This is a genomic window from Rosettibacter sp. KY25 (assembly GCF_057554405.1).
The window spans coordinates 175,824-201,840 of the sequence record NZ_BAAJAO010000004.1; the positions used below are offsets into that span (position 1 = coordinate 175,824).

Genomic DNA, 26,017 nt, shown 5'->3' on the forward strand with positions numbered 1-26,017 from the left:
TTTAATCTTCTGCTAAGTATTTGCTTAAAGTCTAATTTTTATTTTAGATAAATTTTATTTTATGATTGAATTAATAAATAAAATAATATGAACAAAAAAAATATTTTTATTGCAGCTGGAATAAGTTTGATTGTTATAATTTCTTTGATTTCATTAATAATGAGTTATTTAGCATTTAAGGAAAGAAAAAATATTCAGCAGATTGTCGTTAAAATAGAACCAGAAACCTACAAAATTTTCATTCCAACTGTGCCAGATAAATTAGATTTTTGTGGTGAACTGGTGCCCTTAAATGATATCGATGTAAAAGAACGAATTGAAAGAGAATTGTTTGTTAATGCTTACTGGTATTCATCAACAATATTAGCACTGAAAAGAGCAAATAGATGGTTTCCTGTAATAGAACCAATTTTGAAAAAGTATGCTATTCCAGATGATTTCAAATATCTTGCTGTAATCGAAAGCAATCTATCTAATGTGGTTTCAAATGCAGGGGCAGTTGGATTCTGGCAATTAATGGAAGCAGCAGCAAAGAAATATGGTCTGGAAGTAACTAAAGAAGTTGATGAAAGATATAATGTAGAAAAATCTACAGAGGCTGCATGTAAATATTTAAGAGAAGCATACTTAAAATACAAAAGCTGGACACTCGCAGCTGCATCTTATAATTATGGAATGAATGGAATCGATTTGCAAATTAATAGGCAGAGAACAAAAAATTATTATAACCTGTTTCTTAATACCGAAACATATCGCTTTGTTGCAAGAATTCTTGCAATGAAAGAAATTATGACAAATCCAGAGAAGTATGGTTATTATCTTAAAAAAGAAGATTTATATCAGCCAATTCAAACAAATGAAATTATAGTAAAAAGCTCAATAAACAATCTTGTTAGCTTTGCAGAAAAGCACGGAATAAATTATAAAGTACTTAAGTTATTAAATCCCTGGCTTAGAGCAGATTATCTTCCCAATAAATCAAATAAAACTTATGTAATTAAAATTCCTAAAGGGAGGGAATATTATCTTCTTGACGAATAAAAGTAAATTTTTTTGATAATCTCTTCTGAAATTTAATAGACAAATGAACAATTTTTGTTATTTTTCAACCCGAGATTTTCTACCATAATATTGAAGTTTAATGTCCCACAAAAAGAAAGTTAAGTATATTTTTATAACAGGAGGCGTTGTTTCTTCGTTAGGAAAAGGAATAACAGCTTCATCAATTGGTCTTTTATTGAAGCTACGTGGCTATAGTGTCACCATTCAAAAATTTGACCCTTACATTAATGTAGACCCTGGCACCATGAATCCATTCCAGCACGGGGAAGTTTATGTAACAGATGATGGAGCAGAAACAGATTTAGATTTAGGTCATTATGAAAGATTTCTTGATGTAGATATGTCTCGTGCAAATAACACTACTACTGGACAAGTTTATTATGAAGTAATTACAAGGGAAAGAAGAGGTGACTTCCTTGGAGCCACTGTTCAGGTAATTCCTCATATTACTGATGAAATAAAAAGAAGAATGAAACTCCTTGGTGAAACAGGAAAATATGATATAATAATTACAGAAATTGGCGGAACTGTAGGTGATATTGAAAGTCTTCCATTCATCGAAGCTATGCGTCAAATTATGCTCGAGATGGGAAGAAAAAATGCGATAAGCGTTCATGTAACACTTGTGCCTTATATTGCATCTGCAGGTGAAATGAAAACTAAACCAACTCAGCATAGTGTGAAAAATTTATTGGAACTTGGAGTTCAGCCGAATATTTTGGTTTGCCGTTCTGAAGAAAAATTATCAAAAGAAATTCGCGATAAAATTGCATTGTTTACAAATGTTAAACCGGAAGCAGTTATCTCTGCATATGATTGTTCAACAATTTACGAAGTTCCATTAATTCTTTATGAACAGGAATTAGATAGAATTATTCTGGATAAATTAAAATTACCTGATATAAATCTTCATCTTGATGAATGGATCTCTTTTGTTGATAAAATAAAAAATTCTACCGAAGAAGTTAAAATTGCAGTATGCGGCAAATATGTTGAAAACAAAGATGCATATAAAAGTATTTCAGAAGCATTTGTTCATGCAGGAGCTGAAAACAATGTAAAAGTTATAGCTGATTTCATCAGCTCAGAAGAAGTTGAAGAAAAAGGAGCCGAAGCAATTTTGAAAGGTTATGATGGGCTGCTTATCCCAGGTGGATTTGGAGAAAGAGGTATTGAAGGAAAAATTCTTGCAATTCAATATGCCCGCGAAAATAAAATTCCTTTCTTTGGTATTTGTCTTGGCTTACAATGTGCAGTAATAGAATTTGCAAGAAATGTGTGTGGACTTAAAAAAGCTAACAGTGCCGAGTTTACAAAAAATAATCCTTACAATGTTATTCATATTATGCCAGACCAGGCAAAAGTAAAAATAAAAGGCGCTACAATGAGACTCGGTGCTTATCCATGCATACTTAAAAAGAAAACAAAAGCTTATGAAGCTTATAAAAAACAAAAAATCTCCGAACGCCATAGACATCGTTATGAAGTAAACAATAAGTTTAGACCTATTCTTGAAGAACATGGTATGATATTCAGCGGACTTTCACCTGATGAGAATTTAGTTGAAATGATTGAACTTGAAAATCATCCGTGGTTTGTTGGTTGTCAATTTCATCCAGAACTAAAATCTCGAGCTACAAAAGCTCATCCTCTTTTCCGAGAATTTGTGAAAGCTGCTTATCAATTTTCAAAGGAGAAAAACAAAAATTGAAAAAATTACAGTTAACATTTTTTATAATAATTATTCTTTTTAATAATTACCAAGCTCAATCAAGTATTAATGAATTAATTCAACAGGGCATTTCAAAAGCTTACAATATGGAAATAAATTCTGCAGAAAAAATTTTTAATCGTGTAATTCGAAGAGCTCCAAATTTACCGCATGGATATTTTCATTTAGCTCAAATTCATTTTTGGTGCTTTCTTGGAAGCAGGGATGAACATCATTTTAATGAATTCAATAAATATGCAGAACTAGCACAGAATAAAATCGATTCACTTCTCGAAGTAAATGAAAAAAATTTTAGATTGACCTACATGGCAGGAAATCTTGCATCTTGGAGAGCTATGATTAATGCCACTAATAATTCTTCTGTTGATGCATTCTGGTATAGCAAAAAAGCTATTGATTATTACGAAAAAACTTTAAAGATGAATACAAAATTCTATGATGCATATTTTGGTCTTGGAATTTTTAATTATGCTATGAGCTTTGTGCCTGACTTTTTGAAATGGGCAGTTGATCTTACAGGTCTTTCATCAGATAAAAGCAAAGGATTAAACTACATAAAAACTGCATATAAAAAAGGTGTTCTCGACAAAACAGAAATAGAATTTCATCTTGCAAAAATTTATTCAGATTACTTTGCTGCATACGACAGCTCTTATAGATTATTAAGAAAATTAATTTCTCAATATCCCCAAAATTCCTTGTTCCGCTATCAATATGCTGTTACTTTAATTCGAGATAAAAAATTAGATAATGCTCAAAAAATTTTGAATGAAGTAATAAAACTTAATAACAAATATTTTCCGCAGGTTACCTCACTTGCCAATTATCGAAAGGGGGAAATTTATTTCAAGAAGAATCAATTCAAAAAAGCAATTGAGCATTATAAAATATTCCTTGAAACTACAAGAGAACCGGATTTGAAAGGAAGCGCAGCATTTCAATTAGCAATAAGTTTTAAAATGTTGAATGATGAAGATGAATATAAAAAGTATCTTAATAAAGTTGATGAAGGAAATCCCGATTTATTTGAAGATTCTTATGCAAAAGAAAAAAGTGGATATTTTTTTGAAAAAGGAATTTCCCAAGTCGATTTGTTTCTGATTCGAATGAAAAATTATATTGATGCTGGCTGGTACAAAATTGCTTATGACAGCATTAAATCTAAAATTGAATCTATAAGCAATGGCAGAAAAAATCTTGCACTGATTTACTTGAGCGAAGCATCACTTTATCTTGGAAATTTACAAGATGCAGTAAAATTTGCAGAAAATGTTTTAGAATTGAAAAGCCAAAGAGAAAAATGGACTGTCCCATTTGCAAATTTTATAATAGCTAAATCAAAATATTTCTTGAATGATAAAGAAGAAGCAAAGAAATATCTTACAGCAGCCGAAGAAAATAATGATTATGAGTTCAGAGATTATATTCAGTCCTTAATAGAAAATCTTAAGAGAAAACTTTATAGAAAATGATTCTAAATGAGTTCATTGATTATTCATTTCATTTTAGATAATTTTTAATAAGAATAAAATTATGTTGAAAATTGCAGTGTTTGTATCGGGACGGGGTTCAAACTTAAAAGCTATTTATGAAAAAGTGCCCAAATCGAAAGCCGAAATTATTGCAATTGTTAGTGATAGATTAGATTGCCCTGCAATTAAATTTGCTGAAGAAAAAAATATTCCTGTTTTTTTTGTAAGTACAAAAGAAAAAGAAAATTTTATTACTTATTCTCAATTGATTGATAAACTGAAAAGTATGAATGTGGGATTGATAGTTTTGGCAGGATTTCTAAAAAAAATCCCAGATGAATTTGTTGATGCTTTCGAAAATAGAATAATAAATATTCATCCTGCATTACTTCCTTCTTTTGGCGGTAAAGGAATGTATGGAATTAATGTGCATAAAGCAGTATTTGATTCTTCTGCTAAAGTTTCTGGTGCAACTGTTCATTTTGTAGATAAAATTTATGATAATGGAAAAATTATTGCTCAAAGAGCAGTTGATATCAGCGATGTTAAAACTCCCGAGGAAATTGCAGAGAGAGTATTGAAAATTGAACATGAACTTCTTCCATTTGTTGTAGAAAAATTTGCAGATGACAAAATTAGATTAGAAAATAATCGGGTTATAATATTAGAATAAATATGGAGTAAAATTGGAAAAGTTAGCTTTAATAAGTGTATCGGATAAAACAAAAATTATTGAGTTTGCAAAAGAATTATATCTGCTCAACTATAAGATACTTGCAACAGGCAATACAGCAAAACTTTTGACAGAAAATAAAATTGACTGCATCGAAATAAGTTCGTTTACTTCTTATCCAGAAATATTTTCGGGAAGAGTTAAAACTCTGAATCCCAAAATATTTGGCGGAATATTAATGAGAAGAGATAATTCAACAGACAAAATCCAAGCTGAAGAAAATAATATTCTTCCAATTGATATTGTTTGTGTAAATCTTTATCCATTCCCAAAAGTTGTTAATCGTGATGATATTTCACTCGAAGAAAAAATTGAAAACATAGATATTGGAGGACCAAGTTTAATTCGTGCAGCAGCAAAAAATTATAAATATGTTTCTGTGCTTACAAATCCAGAGCAATATGATGAATTCATAGAAGAATTAAAAAAAGGCGAAATTAGTTTGGCTACAAGAGAAAAATTAGCTTATGCTGCATTTGCCTACACATCATATTACGATACATTAATTGCAAATTATTTTGAGAAAGAATTTAATCAACCTAAAACAGAAATTAGATTGAATTATAAATCTTCATTTGAATTGAGATATGGAGAAAATCCACATCAAAAAGCTTACTTGTTTGGAAACTTCGAAGATTATTTTGAAGTGCTTCATGGAAAAGAACTTTCTTACAACAATATTGTTGATTTAACTGCAGCAGTTGAACTTGTAACAGAAATGGAAAAATTTGGTTGTGCAATAATAAAACATACAAATCCTTGTGGTGCAGCAATAGGTAATAATGCAAAAGATGCATACGAAAAAGCTTTATCGTGTGACCCCGTTTCTGCATTCGGCGGTATTGTTGCTTTTAATTCTGAAGTGGATGAAGACACAGCAGAAAAATTAAATGAAATATTTCTTGAAATTATTTGTGCCCCATCTTATTCAGAAAGTGCTTTAGAAAAGTTAAAGACGAAAAAAAATCGTAGATTAATTAGAGTGAAAAAAAATCTCGATAAAGATGAGTTAATGATAAAAAGTGTTCCTGGTGGCTTGCTTGCTCAAGAGAAAGATAACTCTAAACTTGATGACTCAATGTTGAAATATGTAACAGAAAGAAAGTGTAGCGAAAAAGAACTTGAAGATTTAAAATTTGCATGGATAGTTTGCAAGCATACAAAATCCAATGCAATAGTTTTTGTAAAAGATAAAAAAGCAATTGGAGTTGGAGCTGGTCAAATGTCGCGGTTGGATTCTGCAAAAATAGCTGCAATGAAAGCAAAAGAATTTGGACATGACTTAAATGGAGCAGTTGCTGCTTCAGATGCATTTTTCCCATTTGCTGATGGTTTGCTTGAAATAGCATCTCATGGAATAACTGCTGTAATACAACCTGGAGGTTCTGTGCGTGATGATGAAGTAATCAAAGCAGCAAATGAAAAAAATATTTCAATGATTTTTACTGGAATTAGAAATTTTAAACATTAAGAGGAACTATGGGATTATTTGATTTATTTACAACAGATGTTGCAATCGACCTTGGTACTGCAAATACTTTAATTTATATCAAAGGAAAAGGAATTGTTTTGAATGAACCATCAATAGTGGCATTTGACAGGAACACAAAAAGAATTATTGAACTTGGAAATAAAGCAAAAGAAATGCAGGGCAGGGAACATCGCGATATAAGAGTAACAAGACCAATGCGCGATGGTGTTATAGCTGACTTTGAAATTGCAGAAGGAATGATTCGTGCTTTCATCAAAAAAGTAACTCCAAATACATTTACATCAAAAAGAATTGTAATTGCTGTTCCAAGCGGAGTAACAGAAGTAGAAAAGCGTGCTGTAAGAGATGCTGCAGAACATGCAGGGGCAAAAGAAGTACATCTTATAGCTGAACCAATGGCAGCAGCTATTGGAATTGGTATTGATGTAGAAGCTCCAGTCGGCAACATGATTATTGATATCGGAGGCGGCACCACAGAAATAGCTGTTATAGCTCTTGGTGGAATAGTTAATGAAGAATCAATTCGAATTGCCGGCGATGAAATGAACAACGCAATTATGCAGTTCTTTAAGAAAAATTATAACTTATTAATTGGAGAAAGGACTGCCAAAGCAATTAAATGTGAGGTTGGCTCAGCTGTGCCATTGAAAGAAGAAATTACAATTCAAGTTAAAGGAAGAGATTTAGTTGGTGGTATTCCAAAAACAACAGAAGTAAGCTCTGTTGAAATTCGAGAAGCATTGAATGAAAGTATAACACAAATTGTAGAAGCTGTTCGTCAAACTCTCGAAAGAACTCCACCAGAACTTTCTGCAGATATTCTCGACCGCGGTGTTATGCTTACTGGTGGTGGTGCACTACTAAAAGGACTCGATGAAAGAATTAGAATGGAAACTAATTTGCCCGTTCATGTTGCAGATGACCCATTAACTGCTGTGGTCCGAGGAACTGGAAAAGCATTAGAAAACTTGAATAAATATTCAAAGGTGTTTATACGTAAAAGAACTTACTGATGATAAATTTTTTACGAAGAATTATATATAACTTCAAAGAATACTTTTTAGTTGTTTTCCTTTCAATAATAAGTATTTCTCTGCTTTCAACTAATGAAAAACCTTCAGTTAAAAGAATTCGCACATTTGCATTTGGAAACTTTGCTTTCTTCAATAAAATTCTAAATTATCCTTTGTCTTTTCTTAAAAATGATTATTCATTAAAAGAACTTGAAGAAGAAAATGCCAGATTGATGCTCGAGATAAATAAACTTAGAAATAAAGGACTTGAAAATGAAAATCTTCGTTCAATGCTAAATTTTAGGGATACAAGTAAAGCTCAGTTGCTGTATGCTGATGTAATTTCAAAACTTGTGAATAAAAATCAAGGTAATTTTATTATTAATCGGGGTTCTGATGATGGGGTCTTAATTGGAATGCCGGTTATAAACGATAAAGGCTTGATAGGTATTATTGTCGATACTTCAAAAAATTTTTCTGTGGTAAGAACATTATACAACAATAATCTCAATACAGCTGTAACAATTGAAAGATTGAATATTGATGGAGTATTAAGCTGGAATGGAAATGAATTAATAATAAAAAATATTCCATCACATTATGAAATTAAAGTTGGAGATAGTGTTGTTACTTCAGATTTTAGTACTATTTTTCCACCACATATTCCTATTGGAATTATTTCAAAACGTGAATCAGTGCCAATTGGTTTACTTCATCATCTGAGCGTAAAGCCATTTGTTGATATTAATGCTGTTAATAATTTATTCATAATGAAAATTGTCCCAAGCAAACAAATAAACAAATTAGAAATGAATTTATTGAAGAAATAATTATGCTCTGGAATTTTATTAAACCAATATTGCTTTTTATTCCTCTTGCTTCGGTTCAACTTGTAGTAATTCCTCTTGTATCAATTGATGCAATCACTCCTAATCTAATAATTATTTTAATTTGCTTTTTTACATTGAAGTATGGCCAGATGTATGGAACACTGTTAGGTTTTGTTCTTGGCTTTATTTTCGATTTAATTTCAGGAGGTTTGTTAGGTGCATTTATGTTTTCATTTACAATTTCTGGATTTATTGCTGGATATTTTTTTAATGAAAATAAAATTGAGATAAATACAGCAACAAGTGAATTTATTATAATTGTTTTTCTTTCTGCTACAATTAACTCTTTTCTGTTTAATCTTATTTCAAGTTCTTATAATGAAATGAATATTTTTTCTCTTGTTCTTGAAGGAGGAATTTTACCTGGACTTTATACTGCCTTTTTTGCTTTGCCAGTTATTTTGTTTAATACGAGAAAGGAATTAAGATGAACGATTCGAGTTTTGGTTCATCATTAAGAGCAAAAATATTTTTTGCAATAATAGTTGGGTTTTTTAGCATTTCTGTTTTGCAATTATTTAATATGCAGATACTGCAGGAAAAAACTTATACTACCAAAGCAAACGAGAACAGTGTAAAACCAATTTATCAAATAGCTCCACGCGGAGTTTTTTACGATAGAAATCACAATATACTTGTAGGCAACAAACCGACATTCACTCTTAGAATTACTCCAGCTGAATACGATAAAAAATTATCTCCATACATAGAAACTATTCTTGGTGTTAAACCCGGTTACATTGATAGAATACTTAAGCAGACTCAACAATATTCTCGTTATATCCCAAGAAGAATTGCTAAAGATGTTCCATTTAATGTAATTGCATGGTATGAAGAAAATGCGAGTAAACTTCCAGGTGTTGATTATGTTATTGAAACACAAAGAGATTATTCGTTTGGTGTAATTGGTGCTCACATGTTCGGTTATACAAAAGAAATACCTGCTGAATTGCTTCAGAAAAAAAAGAATGAATACATGATGGGCGATGAAATTGGTTTCAATGGAATTGAAAAAACTTATGAAGATTTTCTCCGAGGTGAAAAAGGAATTCAATATGTGTTAGTAGATTCACGACAAAAGATTATTGGAAGTTATAAAGATGGAAAACATGATAAGCCTGCAATTAAAGGTTATGATTTAATTCTGTCTATTGATAAAGATGCACAAATGACCGCAGAATCATTGTTTGTTGACAAACGCGGGGCTGTTGTTGCAATAGAACCTTCAACTGGTGAAATACTTGCATTCTTAAGTTCACCTCAATATGACCTTTCCGATTTTGCATCTGTAACATCCAATGAAGTCTGGAAAAAATTGAACTCAGATGAAAATAGACCACTGTTCAACCGTGCTACAATGTCAATTTATTCACCCGGTTCGACATTCAAGATGGTTTCTGCTCTTGCAGCACTTGAAGAAGGAATAATTGATACGAATTACAGAACTTATTGCGGCGGCGGATTTCAGTATGGAGATAGATTTTTCAAATGTCTTCATGTTCATGGAGCTGTTGATATTATAACTTCAATTGAAAAATCCTGCAACACTTTTTATTATCAACTGGCATTAAAAATTGGAATTGATAGATGGTCAGAATATGCAAAGAAATTAGGCTTTGGGAAAAAAACTGGTGTTGATATAAGTGAAGAATCTCCTGGAATTGTTCCAACAAGAGAATATTATGATAAAGTATTTGGGAAAGATAGATGGCCTAAAGGAATTCTCGTAAGTTTAGGAATTGGTCAGGGAGAACTAAGTGTTACTCCAATTCAATTAGCACAGTATGCAGCATTAATCGCAAATTATGGTAAAACAGCAAAACCTCATTTCTTAAAAGGTTATATTGAAACTAAGACAGGGAAATACATAGAAATAAAACCCAAATATTTTGATGTTGGAATCAGCAAACATTCATTTGATATTGTAAGAAGAGCAATGTATAGAGTTGTCAATGGAGCAGGAACAGCAACTAACATTCGAATGCCAGATTTAGAAATTGCAGGTAAAACTGGAACAGCTCAAAATCCACATGGAAAAGACCATGCAATTTTTATTGGATTTGCACCATATAAAAATCCGAAAATAGCAATAGCAGTAATTGTTGAAAATGCAGGTTTTGGAAGTGTTAATGCTGCTCCTATAGCAAGAGATATAATTAAAGCATATTTGAAGAAGGATAAAGTCAAAATTGAAAAACCTGCTTATTTAAGTGAATTAGTAAATTTCAAGAAGATTAAAAATGAAAATTGAGTATAAATTAAACGACAAATTTGATTTGATGATTTTCATTCCGGCATTTATTCTAATTGCAATTGGATTGGCAGCAATTTATAGTTCTACAGTTAATCACCCGACTGCAAGCGGAAATTTTCTCAAGCAAGTTTTTTTTGCCTCAGTATCTTTAGTAATATTTTTTATAATCTATTCACTTCCGCAGCAAACATTTAAAAAATTTACTATTCCTTTTTATGCTTCTTCGATTTTTCTTTTGATAGTTGTTTTATTTATGGGTAAATCTGTTTACGGTTCAAAAAGCTGGCTTGATTTTGGTCCTATTGGTTTTCAACCCTCTGAATTTGCTAAAATTGGAACTATTCTGGCTTTGTCTTACTGGTTGACTTATAAAGATAGAGATATTAATAACATCAAAGATATTGGAATTGCATTAATGATTGGTTTTGTTCCTGTAATTTTAATTTTATTAGAACCTGATACTGGAACTGCAATTGTCTTTGCTATTATTACATTATCTTTGATTTACTGGAGTGGTATAAGTTTGTTTGGATTATTTGTTGTTCTTTCTCCTGGAATAGTTACTTTCGCATCACTATTTGGAACTTATGCTTTTATTTTGGCACTTGTTGGGGTTATAATTGCACTGTTCTTATTTAAGAGAGATATTTTTAACAGCATTATTGTATTTGTAATGAATTTGGGGGCGAGTTTCTTTTTTGATTATATATATAAAATTCTTAAACCTCATCAACAAAAAAGAATAGCTGCATTTTTAGACCCATCTGCTGACCCGCTTGGTTCAGGTTATAATGCATTGCAGGCTAAACTTGCAATTGGTTCAGGTGGTCTTTTGGGTAAAGGATTTATGCAGGGAAATCAAACTCAACTTCGATTTATTCCGGAACAATGGACAGATTTTATTTATTGTGTTATCGGAGAAGAATTTGGTTTTATCGGAAGTGTGATTGTTTTAACTCTGTTTCTAATTATTTTTATTCGACTTCTTAAATTGTCCTCAATTGCAAAAGATAAATTTAGTTCTCTAGTAATTATTGGTTTTTTGAGTTTATTATTTTCACACTTTGCAATTAATATTGGAATGAATTTAGGCTTAACTCCGGTTATTGGATTGCCGCTTCCATTTTTAAGTTATGGTGGGAGCTCATTAATTTCAAATATGATTTTGCTCGGTATTGTATCAAACATTTATCGTAACAGAAAACTTCATACATAAATAAAATTATGACAGCTCAAGAAAAATTAAATCTCAGACTTCAAAAAAATTTTCATATTTGTGTTGGTCTTGATACTGACATTAATAAAATTCCAGATTATATAAAAAAATCAAAAAATCCTGTTGGTGAATTCAATAAAATTGTGATTGAAAATACTTACGAAAATGCAGCTGCATTCAAAATCAATTTTGCGTTCTATGAAAAAGATGGATTGAGAGGAATTGAAAATCTCATTTCGACAATTGAATTAATTCCAAAGGATATTTTAATCATTGGTGATGCAAAAAGAGGGGATATCGGAAATACATCAATGATGTATGCAGAATCAATTTTTAAGTTTTTCAAATGCGATGCTGTTACTCTACATCCATACATGGGCTTTGATTCACTTGAACCTTTTTTGCAATTTAAAGACAAACTTAATTTTATTCTTGCTCTTACTTCGAATAAAGGAGCAGCAGATTTTGAAAAATTAAAACTGAATGATGGCAAATTTGTTTTTCAAAAAGTTATTGAAAAAGTAAAAGAATGGAATCAAAATAAAAATTGTGGAATTGTTTTCGGTGCAACAAACTCAAAAGAACTTGAAGAAAATGTAAATTTATTTGAAGATTTACCTGTTCTTCTTCCAGGAGTAGGTGCACAGGGTGGAAGTCTTGAAGATGTTGTAAAAATATTTAATGCTGCTAGCAATAAAAATTATTTGATAAATGTTAGTCGTTCTTTAATTTATTGTGATAATTCAGATTCGTTTCCAATTACAATAAAAAAAGAAATCGAAAAGATGAATTCTGTAATTCAAAACTTGTAAAGAAAATAGTAGCATTTAGAAAAATATTGTATTAATTTGAAGTGCAATTGCAGAGATAATTCTTTTCTAAATAAAAAGAATATAACGGACCTATGGGTTCAGAACAAAAAATTCAAGAGAGCATTCTTTACGAAATCTGGCAAAAACACCATTTCAATGATGTCATCAAATTAGATAACGGTGACGATATTTTTATTATCGATAAAGGAAACCGCAACGAAGATTTAGCAGGTCCCGATTTTAAAAATGCTCGAATTCGAATTGGCAATCTAACTTATGTGGGTGATGTTGAAATTGATATTGATTATTCAGATTGGAAAGCTCATGGTCACAATATCGACAATAAATACAACAGCGTAATTCTTCATGTAACTCTTACAAATAAGAATAATCATAGTTATGTTTATACAAGAAACGGAAGAAAAGTCCCTTCAATTTGCTTATCAAATTTAATTCATGATGAAACCATAGAAAAATTAAAGAGCAGCATAGAAGAAGATAGAAAAGATACAATCAGCTTGCTGAAGTGCTCAGAAGTTAATCGGATTGTTCCGTTTGAAGTCAAAGAAAAATTTTTAACTCAGCTGGGCATTGAAAGATTCAATAAAAAATGTAAAAGAATTTATGAGCGGCTAAAAGAACTCCAATTTTTGAAAGAACTGAATATTAAAGAACCTGCAGTTTCATACGAGTTAACTCCAAAATTTCACGAACGGCAATTCAAACATTCTGATTTTTCGAACAAAGAAGTATGGCAGCAGTTATTCTATGAACTAATTTTTGAGGCACTTGGATATTCAAAAAATAAAGTTCCAATGACAACTCTTGCACAACATGCAAATATTGAATTTCTAAAAAAAATTGAGAGAGATGGCATTATAATTCAAAAATTTGAAGCAGCATTATTTTTTATATCGGGATTAATCAATTCGAATAAAGAAGTAAGTGAAGAGGAAAGCAAAAAATATCTCGATAGTATATTGCTTCACTGGAATTCAATAAAACCTTTCTATGATGGAAAGTACATGAATGAAAGTCAATGGCATTTCTTCAAACTTAGGCCTCAAAACTTTCCAACGATAAGAATTGCAGCGGGAGCAAGAATATTAAACGAAATTCTTTATGGAGATTTAATTGGAGTAATTGCAAAGAAAATTTCTGAGATACAAAAATTAACAGTATTAATTAATTCACTTCGTTCGCTTTTTGTAATTAAATCAGAAGGTTACTGGAAGAATCACTATGTATTTAATCAGTTAGCAAAGAATGAGATAAAATATTTTGTTGGTGCAACACGAGCTGATGAAATTGTAATTAATGTAATTCTTCCCTTCTTTGCAGTCTATTTTGAGATATTTGGGAATAAAATTATTCCAAAGAAAATTTTGAAAGTTTACAGTATTTATGAGCAGAAATCTGAAAATCAAATTATTACCGATGTTGGAACCGCACTTTCTTTGAATGAACATATCAATAAAACAATACTATCACAGGGAATGATTGATTTATTTAGAAGTTACTGTTCAAAAGGAAAATGTCTTGAATGTGAAATTGGAAAGATAGCTTTTAATTGATGGAATTATTTAATTCTGCTGACCTTTAATTTTATTTATTTCATCTCTCAATTTAGCTGCTCGCTCATAATCTTCTTTTTCAATAGCTTCTCTAAGCTGGTTTTGCAATTCGGCTAGTCTTGCTTCTTTTGATGATTTTTTGGCAGGTTTTTCTTCTTCCTCTTCGGGGGATTCATCTTCTGCAGGAGATTCTTCTTCAATATCTTCGCTTGATGGAACAAACGATGCAAGTCTCATCACATCTTCTGCAACATAAACGGGTGTGCCGGTTCTTACAGCAAGAGCAATAGCATCACTTGGTCGGGAATCAATTTCATGTGTGAAAGATGATATTTCAATTTTTATTTTAGCATAAAAAGTATTGTCTTTTAATTCATCTATAATTACTTCAGTAACAGTACCTCCGAGATGCTCGATTACACTTTTTAATAAATCATGCGTTAGAGGTCGAGGTGCTTTAATGCCTTCAAGCTCAAGTGCAATTGATTGAGCTTCAAATGAGCCAATAATAATTGGCAAGCGTCGTATGCCATAAACTTCTTTCAGCAACAGAGCATAAGCCCCTCCAGTGGAAGGGCTTGCCGATAATCCTAATATTTCTACCTGAACTTTGTTCAATTCGATTTTACTTTTTTTATTTCTTCAATTAATGATGGAACAATTTCAAAAACATCTCCTACGATTCCATAGTCTGCAATTTGAAAAATTGGAGCATCTTTATCTTTATTTATAGCAACAATATATTTTGAAGATCTCATACCTGCAAGATGTTGAATTGCACCTGAAATACCAAGAGCAACATACAAAGTAGGAGAAACAGTTTTTCCAGTTTGACCAACCTGTTCGCTGTGAGGACGCCAACCAGCATCAACAACTGCTCGAGAGGCTCCAACAGCTCCACCTAAAGCTTCTGCTAACTGCTCAACAAGATGAAAATGTTCCGGTCCTTTCATTCCTCTTCCGCCTGAAACAATAATGTCTGCTTCTGCAACATCAAGTTTTCCGTCAGATTTTTTTACTTCAATTACTCTTGTTGATAAATCTAAATCTTCAACATTGATTGTTTTTACATCTGCACTTGTATCTGAAATTTTCTCAGCCTTAAAAACATTTTGTCGAAGCATAAATATTTTTCGTGTGCTTGTTAATTTTATGTCCATCAAAGCTTTTCCAGCAAAAATTGGTCTTGTAGCAATTAATTCATTGTTTCTGTATTCTAAAGCTATACAATCGCTTGCTAATCCACAATCTAATTTTACAGAAATATGTGGTGCTAAATCTTTACCTAAAGCTGTTCCAGATATGAAGAAAATTTCAGCATTAGTTTCATTTAGATAATTCGTAATAATTTTTGTGAATGCTGAAGTAGAGTAATTTTCTAATTGTGGATTTTTAAAGTGAACAACATGATTAACTCCATAATTCCCAACTTCTTGCAAATTATCAATATTATTTCCAATTGCAATTGCTTCAATTTCGTAGTTAAGTTTACTTGCAATATCGGAAGCGACTCTTGCAGCTTCGAATGAAGATTTTTTAATTTGATTATTTCTTTGTTCGAGAAATACTAAAATCTTATTTGCCATAATTACACCTTAAATTACTTTTGCTTCTTCTCTCAATAAACGAACTAATTCAGGAACAGCTGAAACATCTGTCCCTAAAATTCTGCCTTGTTGTTTTGGGGCAGGTTTTTTCAATTCAATTACTTCAACATAATTTTGATAAACAGCAGGCTGTTTTTCAGTTATCACTTTTTTCTTGGCTGCCATAATTCCTTTTAACGATGCATATCTCGGTTCATTCAACCCTTTTTGTGCAGTAATTACAACAGGCAAAGAAGTTTCAACAATTTCTTTACCGCCTTCAATTTCTCTTGCAGCTATAATCTTATTTCCTGAGATATTTAATTCTACAACTGTAGAAACAGAATTAAAGCCTAAAAGTTCAGCAACAAGTTGTCCAACAATTGAATTATCATAATCAACAGATTGCTTGCCAAAGAAAACAATTTCAGCACCTTGAGATTTAATTTCGTCTGCAAGAGCTTTTGCTACAGACAAAGAATCACGATAGCTCTCATCTTTTAATAATACAGCTTCATCAATACCCATTGCAAGTGCTTTTCTTAAAGTTTCCTTGTTAGCTTCGCCTCCTAAACTAATTGCAACTGTTTCACCTCCTAATAATTCTTTAGTTTTTAATGCTTCTTCAATTGCAAATTCATCGTAAGGATTTAATACATAAGCAACACCAGAGGATTCAATATTTTTGCCGTCGCTGCTGATATTGATTTTTGCTGCTGTATCGGGAACATGATTGATGCATACTGCAATTTTCATCTAACCTCCAAAAATGTTCAATCCTAAGTTGAAATATATTATCACTTAATTGAATTTTCAAAGAATAATGTAAAATCTTTTTTGCTGTTCTTTAGAATTTTATGAAAAGAAACATCAAAATTGATGAGGTTTTTTTGAATTCATTTTTTGAAATCATTTTTATAATTTAGAGTAGAAATTAGGGAATAAGTTATGGAAGAATTAAAACCTGGTAAAGTAGAACCTGTAATTGAAGAAGAGGTTACGGTTAATCTTCCTTACAAAGTTATTCTCTACAATGATGATATTCACACATTCGATGAAGTGATAGAGCAATTAATAAAAGCAACAGGGTGCAGTTATGACCAAGCTCGCAAATATGCTTTTGAAGCTCATGTAAAAGGAAAGGCTGTTGTTTTTTCTGGCGAGTTGAGTGAATGCTTAAAAGTAACATCAATCTTAGAAGAGATAGCATTACATACACAAATTGTGTCTTAAAAATTTTTGTCTGCTGACTTAAAAAAGTATAAATATCAGCTCTTTCTCGTGTTGTTTATTTATTATATTAGCGGTCATGAAATTTGAAATTAATAATTGAGAAATACTAATGCAGATTGGTTTAGTTGGTTTGCAATACTCTGGTAAAACTACTTTATTTCATACGCTATCAAAAAGTTCTTCACAGCAAAGCTCAGCAAAGGAAGAAGCAGCTGTAGAAGTAGTTAAAGTGCCTGATGAGCGTCTCGATAATTTGACAAAAATTTTCAATCCTAAAAAACAGGTTAATGCTACAATCGAAGTATTTGATATTCCCGGCTTAAGAACTTCTGAAGATAACAAAGTTAAAATTACTTCTGCTTTCTTAAATAGTGTTAGAAATAATGATGCATTGTTTTATGTAATTCGTGCTTTTCATGATGATACTATAATTCATCCACTTGGTGATATTAATCCTGTAAGAGACATAGAATTTTTAGAAACAGAATTCCTACTTTCTGATTTAGCATTTCTTGAGAATCGTCTTGAAAAACTAAAAAAGGATTTGCAAAAATCTAAAGATGAAAGATTAAAGAGGGAATTCCCCGTAATTGAAAAATGCTTTGCTCATTGTGAAAAAGAACAGCCATTAAGAACACTTCAGCTTGATGATAATGAATTGAAATTATTATCAGGCTTTCAGTTGATTACATTGAAACCACTTGCCATCGCAATTAATTTTGATGAAGATTCAATTCAAACTGTCGATAAAGATGTTGAAGAAATTAAAAAAGCATTAAGCAAAATAAATGTTCCAATAATTCCTTTCTTTGCAAAAATTGAACTCGAGCTTTCAAAATTAAATGAAGAAGATCAGAAAGTTTTTATGGAAGACTATGGGATTAAAGAATCTGCATTAAGTAAAATTCTTCGAACATCTTATGAAATGCTTGGATTGCAGTCTTTCTTTACTGTTGGCGAAGATGAATGCAGAGCATGGACAATTAAGAAAAATTATAATGCTCAGCAGGCAGCAGGAGTAATTCATTCTGATTTTTATAATAAATTTATTAGAGCAGAAGTTGTTCATTATGATGATTTTATAAAATATGGTTCATTCAGTAAATGTAAAGAAGCTGGTGCATGGCGCCTCGAAGGGAAAGAATACATTGTTAAAGATGGAGATATTCTAAATATTCGACACAATTAAGTGAGTAATGCATGTCTTATGAAGTTATTGAAGGTCTTTCACCTCAAATCTTGTGGAAAAGATTTGTTGAAATAAGTCAAATTCCCCGCCCATCAAAGCATGAAGAAAGAATTCGATTATATCTTAAAAATTTTGCTGAAAAACATAACTTCAGTTTTAAAGAAGACCAAACAGGTAACATTCTAATTTATTTGCCTCCAACACCGAATTACGAATCGGCTCCAACAATTGTTTTGCAGAGTCATGTTGATATGGTGTGCGAAAAAAATAAAGACACCATTCATGATTTTGATAAAGACCCAATTCAATTAATTAGAGAAGGAGATTGGATTAAAGCAAATGGTACAACACTCGGCGCCGATAATGGAATTGGTGTTGCAGCTGCTCTTGCAATAGCATTGGATGATTCATTTGAACATGGTCCATTAGAATTGCTATTTACAGTCGACGAAGAAACAGGTTTGACTGGTGTAAATAATCTTGAAAATAATTTTATATCAGGGAAGTATCTGTTAAATCTTGACACCGAAGAAGATGGAACTTTCTATATTGGATGTGCTGGTGGAATGGATACAGTTGGTTCATTCAAAATTAATTATGGAAAATTGAATCCAAGATTTAAACCATACTACTTATTTGTATCTGGATTAAAAGGAGGTCACTCAGGAATTAATATTCATGAAGGAAGAGCAAATGCAATTAAGTTACTTGGATTAATTCTAAAAAATCTCGAGGCTTTTGATTATCAGGTAAGTTTTATTAATGGTGGTACAAAAAGAAATGCTATTCCAAGAGAAGCTGAAGCAATTTTATGGCTTAAGCCAGAAGATGAATTAAAAGCAATTGAAATTGTAAATGCATTTGCAATTGAAACTTCTCTTGAATACAAAAACAAAGAAAGTGACATAAAAATAATTTTTGAAAGAAAAGAAAATGATGTCATCAGCAAAAATGTTTTTGCAGATGATTTCTTAAAGAAAGTAGTCAATCTAATTCTTGCTCTGCCTCATGGTGTTATTTCAATGAGTGCTGATATTGAGGGACTTGTTGAAACTTCTACAAATTTAGCTACTATCAATATTGAAGGTGGATATTTAAAAATAGGAACAAGTCAAAGAAGCTCAATTGAAAGTGGAAAAAGAAATATTGGGCAATATGTTCAAGCAGTGTTTGAATTAGCCGAAGCAGAAGTAATGGTTGCAGATAAGTATCCTGCATGGCAGCCAAATATCAATTCTAAATTGCTTCAGATTTCTAAAAATGTTTATAAGAAATTATTTGGGTTAGAACCCGAGGTAAAAGCAGTTCATGCTGGGTTAGAATGCGGAATTCTTATCGATAAATTTCCTTGGCTTGATATGATTTCACTTGGACCTACAATCGAAGGTGCACATTCACCAGATGAAAGAGTAAAAATATCAGATGTAGAAAAATTTTATAATCTCCTCAAAGCAATAATTTCTGAAATATCTAAAAAAGATTTATGATGATATTGCCAATTACTAATTTAAATAGATGATAACATTATGAAAAAAGAAATGAAATATTTCGATGTTCCTCATATCGAATCTGTTCAAGATATGATTCTGCAATCAGCAAAAAAATTCAGTTCAAAATTAGCGCTTGAAGACCTGAATGATACCCCGATAAAAAAAGTTACTTTTGGTGAACTACTTGAAAATATCTTGAAATTTGGTAATGCACTTAGGCAGCTTGGGATTAAAGAAAGAACTCACATTGCAGTAATTGGGGAAAATCGAGTTCAGTGGGCAATTAGTTATTTAACAGCTATGTGTTTTAATTATGTCGTAGTTCCAATTGATAGAAATTTAACCACCAATGAAATATTGAATATTATTCATGAATCTGATTCCGAAGCAATTATTTTTTCTGGAAATTTTGCTGGTATGATGGCAGAGGCAAAAAGTTTTTTGAAGAAGTTAAAACATTTTATTTGTATGGATCCGACGAGCGAAGACAAAAGTTTTTTGATTATGCCTGAATTAATTAAAAATGCAAAACCAATCTCAATAAATGAATTGCCAAAAATAAATCCTGATGAACTTGCTGAAATAATTTTTACATCTGGTTCACTTGGAAGAGCAAAGGGAGTTATGTTATCACAAAGAAATCTTGCATCTAATTTAATGGATATGGTAAGCATGATTTTGATTAATGAACAGGATAGATTTTTATCAGTTCTACCAATGCATCATACTTATGAATGTACATGCGGATTGTTATGCCCGCTTTATTCAGGTGCATCTGCTCATTATGCACGCTCGTTAAAAACTGTAGTTGACGACCTTCAAAAAGTTCATGCAACAATTTTGCTTGGTGTTCCTTTGCTTTATGATAAAATGTTTAGAAGAATAATTAAAGGAATAAAAGAAGATAAAATAAAATCATTTATTGTTCCTCCTTTAGTAAAATTAACAAATCTTTTTTCTCTAATTGGATTAAAAGATGTTAAGAAGAAAATCTTTTCAGAACTTCATGAAAAGTTTGGTGGCTCGATTAGAATTTTTATTGCAGGTGGTGCAGCTCCAGACCCGTTAGTTGCAAAAGGATTGCGAGAATTCGGGTTTACATTTATTCAGGGATATGGCTTGACAGAAACATCACCAATTCTTGCGTTGAATCGTCTTGATAACTTTAAAGATGATGCAGCAGGTTTACCTCTTCCTCATGTTCAACTAAAAATTCATAATCCTGATGAAAATGGAAGCGGAGAAATATGGGCTAAAGGTCCAAATGTAATGCTTGGTTATTATAAAAATGAAAAAGCAACAAACGAAGCATTCTTTGATGGCTGGTTTAAAACAGGTGATGTTGGTTACATTGATGAAGACGGTTTTCTTCATATAAATGGAAGGAAAAAAAATGTTATTATTTCTAAAAATGGTAAGAATGTTTTTCCAGAAGAAATAGAAGACATACTCAACAGAAGCCCATTTATCCTTGAGTCACTTGTTTATGGCGAAAAAGACCCAAAGCAAGATGAAATTATTGCAGCTAAAATTGTTATCGATGCCGAAGCTTTAATTGAATATGCAGAGAACAAGAAAGTAGAAATAACTGAAGAATTAATTCATAAAATAATATCCGAAGAAGTCGAAAAAGCTAATAAACAACTGGCAAGTTATAAGCAGATTAAAAAGTTTTACATAAGAGAAAAAGAATTTGAAAAAACAACAACGCAAAAAATTAAGAGATATTTAGTTAATAATGGAAATAACTAAAACCACCAAATTTGGCTTTGGTGGTTTTAGCTGCCAATAAAATTATGATGTGAATTAATTAAATCTTACTCATCAAGTCGCTCATTTCAATTGCGGTAAGAGCTGCATCCCAGCCTTTATTTCCAGCTTTTACTCCTGCTCTTTCAAGTGCTTGTTCCATTGAATCTGATGTAATAATTCCAAATACAATTGGAATTCCTGTTTCTAATCCAACATTTGCAATTCCTTTCGAAACTTCGGCTGCAATGTATTCAAAATGTGGGGTAGCTCCGCGAATTACTGCACCAAGACAAATTACTGCATCAAATTTTTTTGTCATTGCAATTTTTTTTGCAGTCAATGGAATTTCAAATGAGCCAGGAACCCAGTAAACTTTGATGTCTTTATCGTCTGCACCATGTCTTAACAAACAATCGTTAGCTCCATTTAATAACTGATTTGAAATTAGTTCATTAAATCGGGATACTACAATTGCAAACTTTTTCCCTTTGGCATTAAGATAACCCTGAATTATTTCTGCCATTTTTCCTCCGCTTATTCTGGTAAAATACTTTTTAAAGTTTGTTCGTTAAATAAATGTCCAAGTTTTTCTTTTTTTGTTTTAAGATAATTTCTGTTTTTTTCATTTGCCGGAATTTCAATTGGAACGCGTTCAACAATTTCAAGATCATAGCCTTTTAAGCCAACAATTTTCTTCGGATTATTTGTCAATAAACGAATTTTAGAAATTCCAAGGTCTTTCAATATTTGAGCACCAATTCCATAGTCTCTCAAATCAGCTTTAAAACCGAGAGCTTCGTTTGCTTCTACTGTATCTTTTCCTTTTTCTTGAATTGAGTATGCAATTAATTTATTTACAAGTCCAATTCCTCTGCCTTCCTGACGCATGTAAAGCAGAACACCTCTTCCTTCTCGTTCAATCATTTGAAGTGCTGTGGCTAATTGTTCTCCGCAATCACATCTTAATGAGCCAAAAACATCTCCAGTTAAACATTCAGAATGAACTCTTACAAGGACTGGTTCGCCATCATCAATCTTACCTTTGACAAGTGCAATAGCATTTTCACTTGAATCTAAGATGTTTTCATATAAATGTAATTTGAAGTCACCATATTTTGATGGAAGATTAACTTCCACAATTTTACGAACTAATTTTTCTTTTCTTCTTCTGTATTCAATTAAATCTGCAATAGAAATTATACTCAAATTATGTTGCTGTGCAAACTTTTGTAAATTTTCACCTCGACACATAGAACCATCGCTGTCAAGTATTTCGCATAAAACGCCAGCTGGATACAATCCAGCAAGTTTTGCCAAATCAACAGCAGCTTCGGTATGACCTGCTCTTTTTAGAACTCCGCCTTTTTTTGCAACAAGTGGGAAGATATGACCTGGCTTTGCAAAATCTTCCGGCTTAACATTTTTATCGGTAATTGCTTTAATTGTTTTGGCTCTGTCAAAAGCTGAGGTTCCAGTTGTTGTTCCATGAATGTAATCAATTGAAACTGTAAATGGTGTTTGATGAATTGAAGTGTTTTCTTTAACCATCATCTGGAGTTCTAATTCCTGAGCTCTTTCTGGTGTGATTGCAACACAAAGAATACCGCGTGCTTCTTTTGTAATGAAATTTACTGCTTCTGGAGTTACAAATTCTGCTGCCATAATTAAATCGCCTTCATTCTCGCGGTCTTCATCATCAACAACAATAATCATTTCACCATTGCGGAATTTTTTGATTGCATTTTTAATTGTTTCAAAGTTCCTGAATTCTTCCATTTTCAATAACCTAATTTTTTTAACATCTCTTCCGTAATCTCATTTTTTTGTGATAAAAAATTTTTAATAAAATTTTCTATATACTTTGCAGTGAAATCAACCTCAATATTTACAAAATCATTTTCTGTTTTGTATTGAAGAGTAGTATTCTGCCAAGTGTGAGGAATAATTGAAATATTTATTTTGTTATCATGAATATCAGCTACAGTAAGACTTATGCCATCAACAGCAATTGAACCTTCTTTGATTACATACTTCATTAAATCTGAAGGTAGTTCAATTTGCAGCAAATAATTTTCACCAAACTTTTTTAGTTGAGTTATTTTTGCAGTGGAATTTACATGTCCCTGAATTAAATGTCCTCCAATTCTTTCATTAAATCTAATTGCTCTTTCAAGATTAACATAAGATTTATTTTTGATTTTAGATAAAGTAGTTTTCTTAAGAGTTTCTCCAACCGCATCAACTGTAAAATTATTTTTGTTGAATGAAGTTACAGTCAAACAAATTCCATCAACAGAAACAGAATCACCTATTTTTATGTCTTCTAAAATTTTATCAGCAGATATTGTCAATTTTATTCCGCCGTTTATAGAATCAATTTTTTGAATCTGTCCTATTTCTTCAATTATTCCACTAAACATTTGATTTAGCAAATTGTTCGAAATATATCTTGTTTAATTCTCTGGCTTCGTTTTCAAGTAAACCAACATCTACAACAATTCCAGCATCACGAAGCTGCTTAACTCCATTTCCATTTACTTTAGGATTTGGGTCAAGTGTGCAAATTACAACTTTTGATATTTTATTTTTGATTATCAAAGGAACACATGGCGGAGTTTTTTTATCTGTATGACTGCATGGTTCAAGGTTGCAGTAAAGTGTGCTTCCTTCAAGATTTTCTTTAGCATTATTAATTGCATTAGCTTCTGCATGAGGTCCTCCAAAATATTCATGCCAGCCTTCAGATAAAACTTTACCATCTTTAACAATTACAGCACCAACCAGAGGATTTGGTTCTACTTTATTTTTTCCTTTGAGTGCAAGTTCTAAGCAACGTTCTAAATATTTTATATCTGATTCCATGAATAACTTATAAATTCCAAATCAAAAATACTCTAAATTTTACTCATGAAAAAATAGCTTAATTAATCACATAGTCTTTTCAGTTCAGCTGAAATTTAACTGAATAAATCCTGTAAATCTGCGTTCTTTTGAATCACTCTCAATCATTTATATGTAATATTTAATTTTTTCATTTTGCTTTGAAGAGTAGTTGGTTTTAGCTTCAGCAATGCGGCAGCGCCATCTTTGCCATAAATTTTACCATTGCAAATATCAAGAGCTTTCTTGATTATCTTTCTTGTTTCATCTTCAAAAGAACCAATTGTTGCTTCGTCAAGTATGGCATCTTTGCTTATAAAATGTTTTTCAAAAATTAAGTGAGAAGGTTTTATAATTCCATCTGCACTTAAAATGGCAGCTCTCTCAAGAGTGTTTTGAAGTTCCCTTACATTACCAGCCCAGTAATTTTCTTTCAGAATTTTGATTGATTCATCTGTCAGCAGAAATTTTTTATTACTGAATTTTTTTGAGAGTTTTTCTAAGAAATAATTTGCAAGAAGATAAATATCATCTTTTCTTTCTCTTAGCGGAGGAAGGTAAATTGGGAATACATTTAACCGATAGAATAAATCTTCTCTAAATTTTCCTTCTTTAACTTTTTGTTCTAAATCTACATTTGTTGCACAAATAATTCTTACATCTGCATGAATAGTTTTTTCTCCGCCTAGTCTTTCAAATGTTCCTTCCTGAATTGCTCTTAATAATTTTGGTTGAATATCGAGCGGGAGGTCACCGATTTCATCAAGAAATAGAATTCCACCATCAGCTAATTCAAATCTTCCTCTTCTTGAAGAAACTGCACCTGTAAAAGCTCCTTTTTCATGTCCAAATAATTCACTTTCTGCAAGATTGTAATTAAGTGCAGAGCAGTTTAATGTTATGAAAGGTTTGTTAGCTCTTTTCGATAAAGCATGAATTGCTTTTGCAACCTGTTCTTTTCCAGTTCCTGTTTCACCAAGAATCATAACATGAGATTCAGTTGGTGCAACTAATTTTATTTTTTCAATTACCTGTAGCCATTTAGGAGAATTTCCTACAAGTCCTTCAAAGACAGAATTTATATCATTGATTAAAGAATTGCGTTCATAAATTAATGTTTCTCTTTCATTCATTAAAGAATCATTTACAATTGTTTGAGCAAGTGCAAGTGCAATTAATTTTGAAAGAGAATTTGCAATATTAACTCTTTGTGGTGTAAACATATCACATTGACTGTGGTCAAGTGTCATAAGTCCAAGAGATTCACCATTAATTTTTAATGGTGCAAGCATGCATGAATGTCCAATTGGTAAATTGACAACTCCAGCATAAGTATCTTTATGCTCTGGATTTTTTGTTTCTTCTACAAGCTTTACCTGCCCAGCATTTAATACCTCAAGCAGTTCTGGTCTGTTATAAAGTGATATTTCAAAATTTTTTAGCTCATCATTTACAAGAGGTCCGCGTAAATATCTCACTTTCAAAGTATTGTTCGATTCTTTGCTTAAAATTACAGCAAGCTCATAAGGAATGATTTCGCTTATAGTATCAAGCACAATTTCCATTGTTCTTTGAGGAGTCAAATAAATCAAATCTGATTGCAATAAATTTTGTTCGTTCATATCTCACCGAAATTT

The 26,017-nt window shown here is 31.5% G+C and carries 24 protein-coding genes; 16 read left to right on the plus strand and 8 right to left on the minus strand.

What is annotated here, in order from left to right; genetic code table 11:
- Positions 1-87: 87 nt before the first annotated feature.
- The 12 genes from AC27L2_RS04190 to AC27L2_RS04245 all read left to right on the plus strand — a co-directional run bounded on the left by AC27L2_RS04190 (position 88) and on the right by AC27L2_RS04245 (position 14,250).
- Positions 88-1,041 carry a lytic transglycosylase domain-containing protein gene (locus AC27L2_RS04190; protein ID WP_487210430.1) on the plus strand — a complete coding sequence of 318 codons (954 nt, stop codon included), beginning with the start codon at positions 88-90 and terminating at the stop codon, positions 1,039-1,041.
- Positions 1,042-1,141: 100 nt separating this feature from the next.
- Positions 1,142-2,773, plus strand: a complete 1,632-nt coding sequence (gene pyrG, locus AC27L2_RS04195) for a CTP synthase (RefSeq protein WP_487210431.1) — start codon at positions 1,142-1,144, stop codon at positions 2,771-2,773.
- Positions 2,770-4,266, plus strand: coding sequence for a tetratricopeptide repeat protein (locus AC27L2_RS04200; protein ID WP_487210432.1), 1,497 nt, complete (start codon positions 2,770-2,772; stop codon positions 4,264-4,266). Before pyrG ends, AC27L2_RS04200 begins: the two co-directional genes overlap by 4 nt.
- A 61-nt stretch (positions 4,267-4,327) precedes the next feature.
- Positions 4,328-4,939 (plus strand): phosphoribosylglycinamide formyltransferase, encoded by a 612-nt coding sequence (purN, locus tag AC27L2_RS04205; protein WP_487210433.1) that lies wholly within the window; start codon positions 4,328-4,330, stop codon positions 4,937-4,939.
- A 13-nt stretch (positions 4,940-4,952) separates the two neighbouring features.
- Positions 4,953-6,470 (plus strand): bifunctional phosphoribosylaminoimidazolecarboxamide formyltransferase/IMP cyclohydrolase, encoded by a 1,518-nt coding sequence (purH, locus tag AC27L2_RS04210; protein WP_487210434.1) that lies wholly within the window; start codon positions 4,953-4,955, stop codon positions 6,468-6,470.
- Positions 6,471-6,478: 8 nt separating this feature from the next.
- A complete protein-coding gene (locus AC27L2_RS04215; RefSeq protein WP_487210435.1) occupies positions 6,479-7,504 on the plus strand; it encodes a rod shape-determining protein in 1,026 nt (341 codons plus the stop codon).
- Positions 7,504-8,334, plus strand: a complete 831-nt coding sequence (gene mreC / locus AC27L2_RS04220) for a rod shape-determining protein MreC (RefSeq protein ID WP_487210436.1) — start codon at positions 7,504-7,506, stop codon at positions 8,332-8,334. The genes AC27L2_RS04215 and mreC overlap by 1 nt, the downstream gene beginning before the upstream one ends.
- A gap of 2 nt (positions 8,335-8,336) precedes the next feature.
- Complete coding sequence (gene mreD, locus AC27L2_RS04225; protein WP_487210437.1) at positions 8,337-8,825, plus strand: rod shape-determining protein MreD; 489 nt, start codon at positions 8,337-8,339, stop codon at positions 8,823-8,825.
- Complete coding sequence (gene mrdA, locus AC27L2_RS04230) at positions 8,822-10,645, plus strand: penicillin-binding protein 2 (protein ID WP_487210438.1); 1,824 nt, start codon at positions 8,822-8,824, stop codon at positions 10,643-10,645. Before mreD ends, mrdA begins: the two co-directional genes overlap by 4 nt.
- Positions 10,635-11,864: a rod shape-determining protein RodA gene (gene rodA, locus AC27L2_RS04235; protein ID WP_487210439.1), complete on the plus strand. Its 1,230-nt coding sequence runs from the start codon at positions 10,635-10,637 to the stop codon at positions 11,862-11,864. The genes mrdA and rodA overlap by 11 nt, the downstream gene beginning before the upstream one ends.
- 8 nt (positions 11,865-11,872) lie before the next feature.
- Positions 11,873-12,676 (plus strand): orotidine-5'-phosphate decarboxylase, encoded by an 804-nt coding sequence (gene pyrF, locus AC27L2_RS04240; RefSeq protein WP_487210440.1) that lies wholly within the window; start codon positions 11,873-11,875, stop codon positions 12,674-12,676.
- 92 nt (positions 12,677-12,768) lie between these two features.
- Positions 12,769-14,250 (plus strand): DUF2851 family protein, encoded by a 1,482-nt coding sequence (locus tag AC27L2_RS04245; RefSeq protein ID WP_487210441.1) that lies wholly within the window; start codon positions 12,769-12,771, stop codon positions 14,248-14,250.
- A gap of 9 nt (positions 14,251-14,259) precedes the next feature.
- Here the strand turns inward: AC27L2_RS04245 and AC27L2_RS04250 are convergent, their stop codons facing one another.
- The 3 genes from AC27L2_RS04250 to AC27L2_RS04260 are packed head-to-tail and all read right to left on the minus strand — an operon-like array spanning position 14,260 to position 16,592.
- Positions 14,260-14,868 carry a bifunctional nuclease family protein gene (locus AC27L2_RS04250; RefSeq protein ID WP_487210442.1) on the minus strand — a complete coding sequence of 203 codons (609 nt, stop codon included), beginning with the start codon at positions 14,866-14,868 and terminating at the stop codon, positions 14,260-14,262.
- Positions 14,865-15,836, minus strand: a complete 972-nt coding sequence (locus AC27L2_RS04255) for an electron transfer flavoprotein subunit alpha/FixB family protein (RefSeq protein WP_487210443.1) — start codon at positions 15,834-15,836, stop codon at positions 14,865-14,867. The genes AC27L2_RS04250 and AC27L2_RS04255 overlap by 4 nt, the downstream gene beginning before the upstream one ends.
- 9 nt (positions 15,837-15,845) lie before the next feature.
- Positions 15,846-16,592 carry an electron transfer flavoprotein subunit beta/FixA family protein gene (locus AC27L2_RS04260; RefSeq protein ID WP_487210444.1) on the minus strand — a complete coding sequence of 249 codons (747 nt, stop codon included), beginning with the start codon at positions 16,590-16,592 and terminating at the stop codon, positions 15,846-15,848.
- Between the two features lie 192 nt (positions 16,593-16,784).
- Here AC27L2_RS04260 and AC27L2_RS04265 point away from each other — a divergent pair, with 192 nt between their 5' ends.
- The 4 genes from AC27L2_RS04265 to AC27L2_RS04280 all read left to right on the plus strand — a co-directional run bounded on the left by AC27L2_RS04265 (position 16,785) and on the right by AC27L2_RS04280 (position 21,500).
- Positions 16,785-17,069, plus strand: coding sequence for an ATP-dependent Clp protease adaptor ClpS (locus tag AC27L2_RS04265; protein WP_487210445.1), 285 nt, complete (start codon positions 16,785-16,787; stop codon positions 17,067-17,069).
- A gap of 109 nt (positions 17,070-17,178) precedes the next feature.
- Positions 17,179-18,258, plus strand: coding sequence for a redox-regulated ATPase YchF (gene ychF / locus AC27L2_RS04270; RefSeq protein ID WP_487210446.1), 1,080 nt, complete (start codon positions 17,179-17,181; stop codon positions 18,256-18,258).
- A gap of 11 nt (positions 18,259-18,269) precedes the next feature.
- Positions 18,270-19,745 (plus strand): aminoacyl-histidine dipeptidase, encoded by a 1,476-nt coding sequence (locus AC27L2_RS04275; protein ID WP_487210447.1) that lies wholly within the window; start codon positions 18,270-18,272, stop codon positions 19,743-19,745.
- A gap of 39 nt (positions 19,746-19,784) precedes the next feature.
- Positions 19,785-21,500, plus strand: coding sequence for an AMP-dependent synthetase/ligase (locus tag AC27L2_RS04280; protein WP_487210448.1), 1,716 nt, complete (start codon positions 19,785-19,787; stop codon positions 21,498-21,500).
- 58 nt (positions 21,501-21,558) lie between these two features.
- Here AC27L2_RS04280 and ribH read toward each other — a convergent pair whose 3' ends face one another.
- From ribH to AC27L2_RS04305, 5 genes are all read right to left on the minus strand, one after another.
- The gene (gene ribH, locus AC27L2_RS04285; protein WP_487210449.1) at positions 21,559-22,023 is read right to left on the minus strand and encodes a 6,7-dimethyl-8-ribityllumazine synthase; all 465 of its coding nucleotides are present in this window, start codon (positions 22,021-22,023) and stop codon (positions 21,559-21,561) included.
- A gap of 11 nt (positions 22,024-22,034) precedes the next feature.
- Positions 22,035-23,276, minus strand: coding sequence for a bifunctional 3,4-dihydroxy-2-butanone-4-phosphate synthase/GTP cyclohydrolase II (locus AC27L2_RS04290; RefSeq protein WP_487210450.1), 1,242 nt, complete (start codon positions 23,274-23,276; stop codon positions 22,035-22,037).
- Between the two features lie 2 nt (positions 23,277-23,278).
- The gene (locus tag AC27L2_RS04295; RefSeq protein WP_487210451.1) at positions 23,279-23,920 is read right to left on the minus strand and encodes a riboflavin synthase; all 642 of its coding nucleotides are present in this window, start codon (positions 23,918-23,920) and stop codon (positions 23,279-23,281) included.
- The gene (ribD, locus tag AC27L2_RS04300; RefSeq protein WP_487210452.1) at positions 23,913-24,362 is read right to left on the minus strand and encodes a bifunctional diaminohydroxyphosphoribosylaminopyrimidine deaminase/5-amino-6-(5-phosphoribosylamino)uracil reductase RibD; all 450 of its coding nucleotides are present in this window, start codon (positions 24,360-24,362) and stop codon (positions 23,913-23,915) included. The genes AC27L2_RS04295 and ribD overlap by 8 nt, the downstream gene beginning before the upstream one ends.
- A gap of 143 nt (positions 24,363-24,505) precedes the next feature.
- On the minus strand, positions 24,506-26,002 hold the full coding sequence (locus AC27L2_RS04305) for a sigma-54-dependent Fis family transcriptional regulator (protein WP_487210453.1): 1,497 nt from the start codon (positions 26,000-26,002) through the stop codon (positions 24,506-24,508).
- Positions 26,003-26,017: the final 15 nt, after the last annotated feature.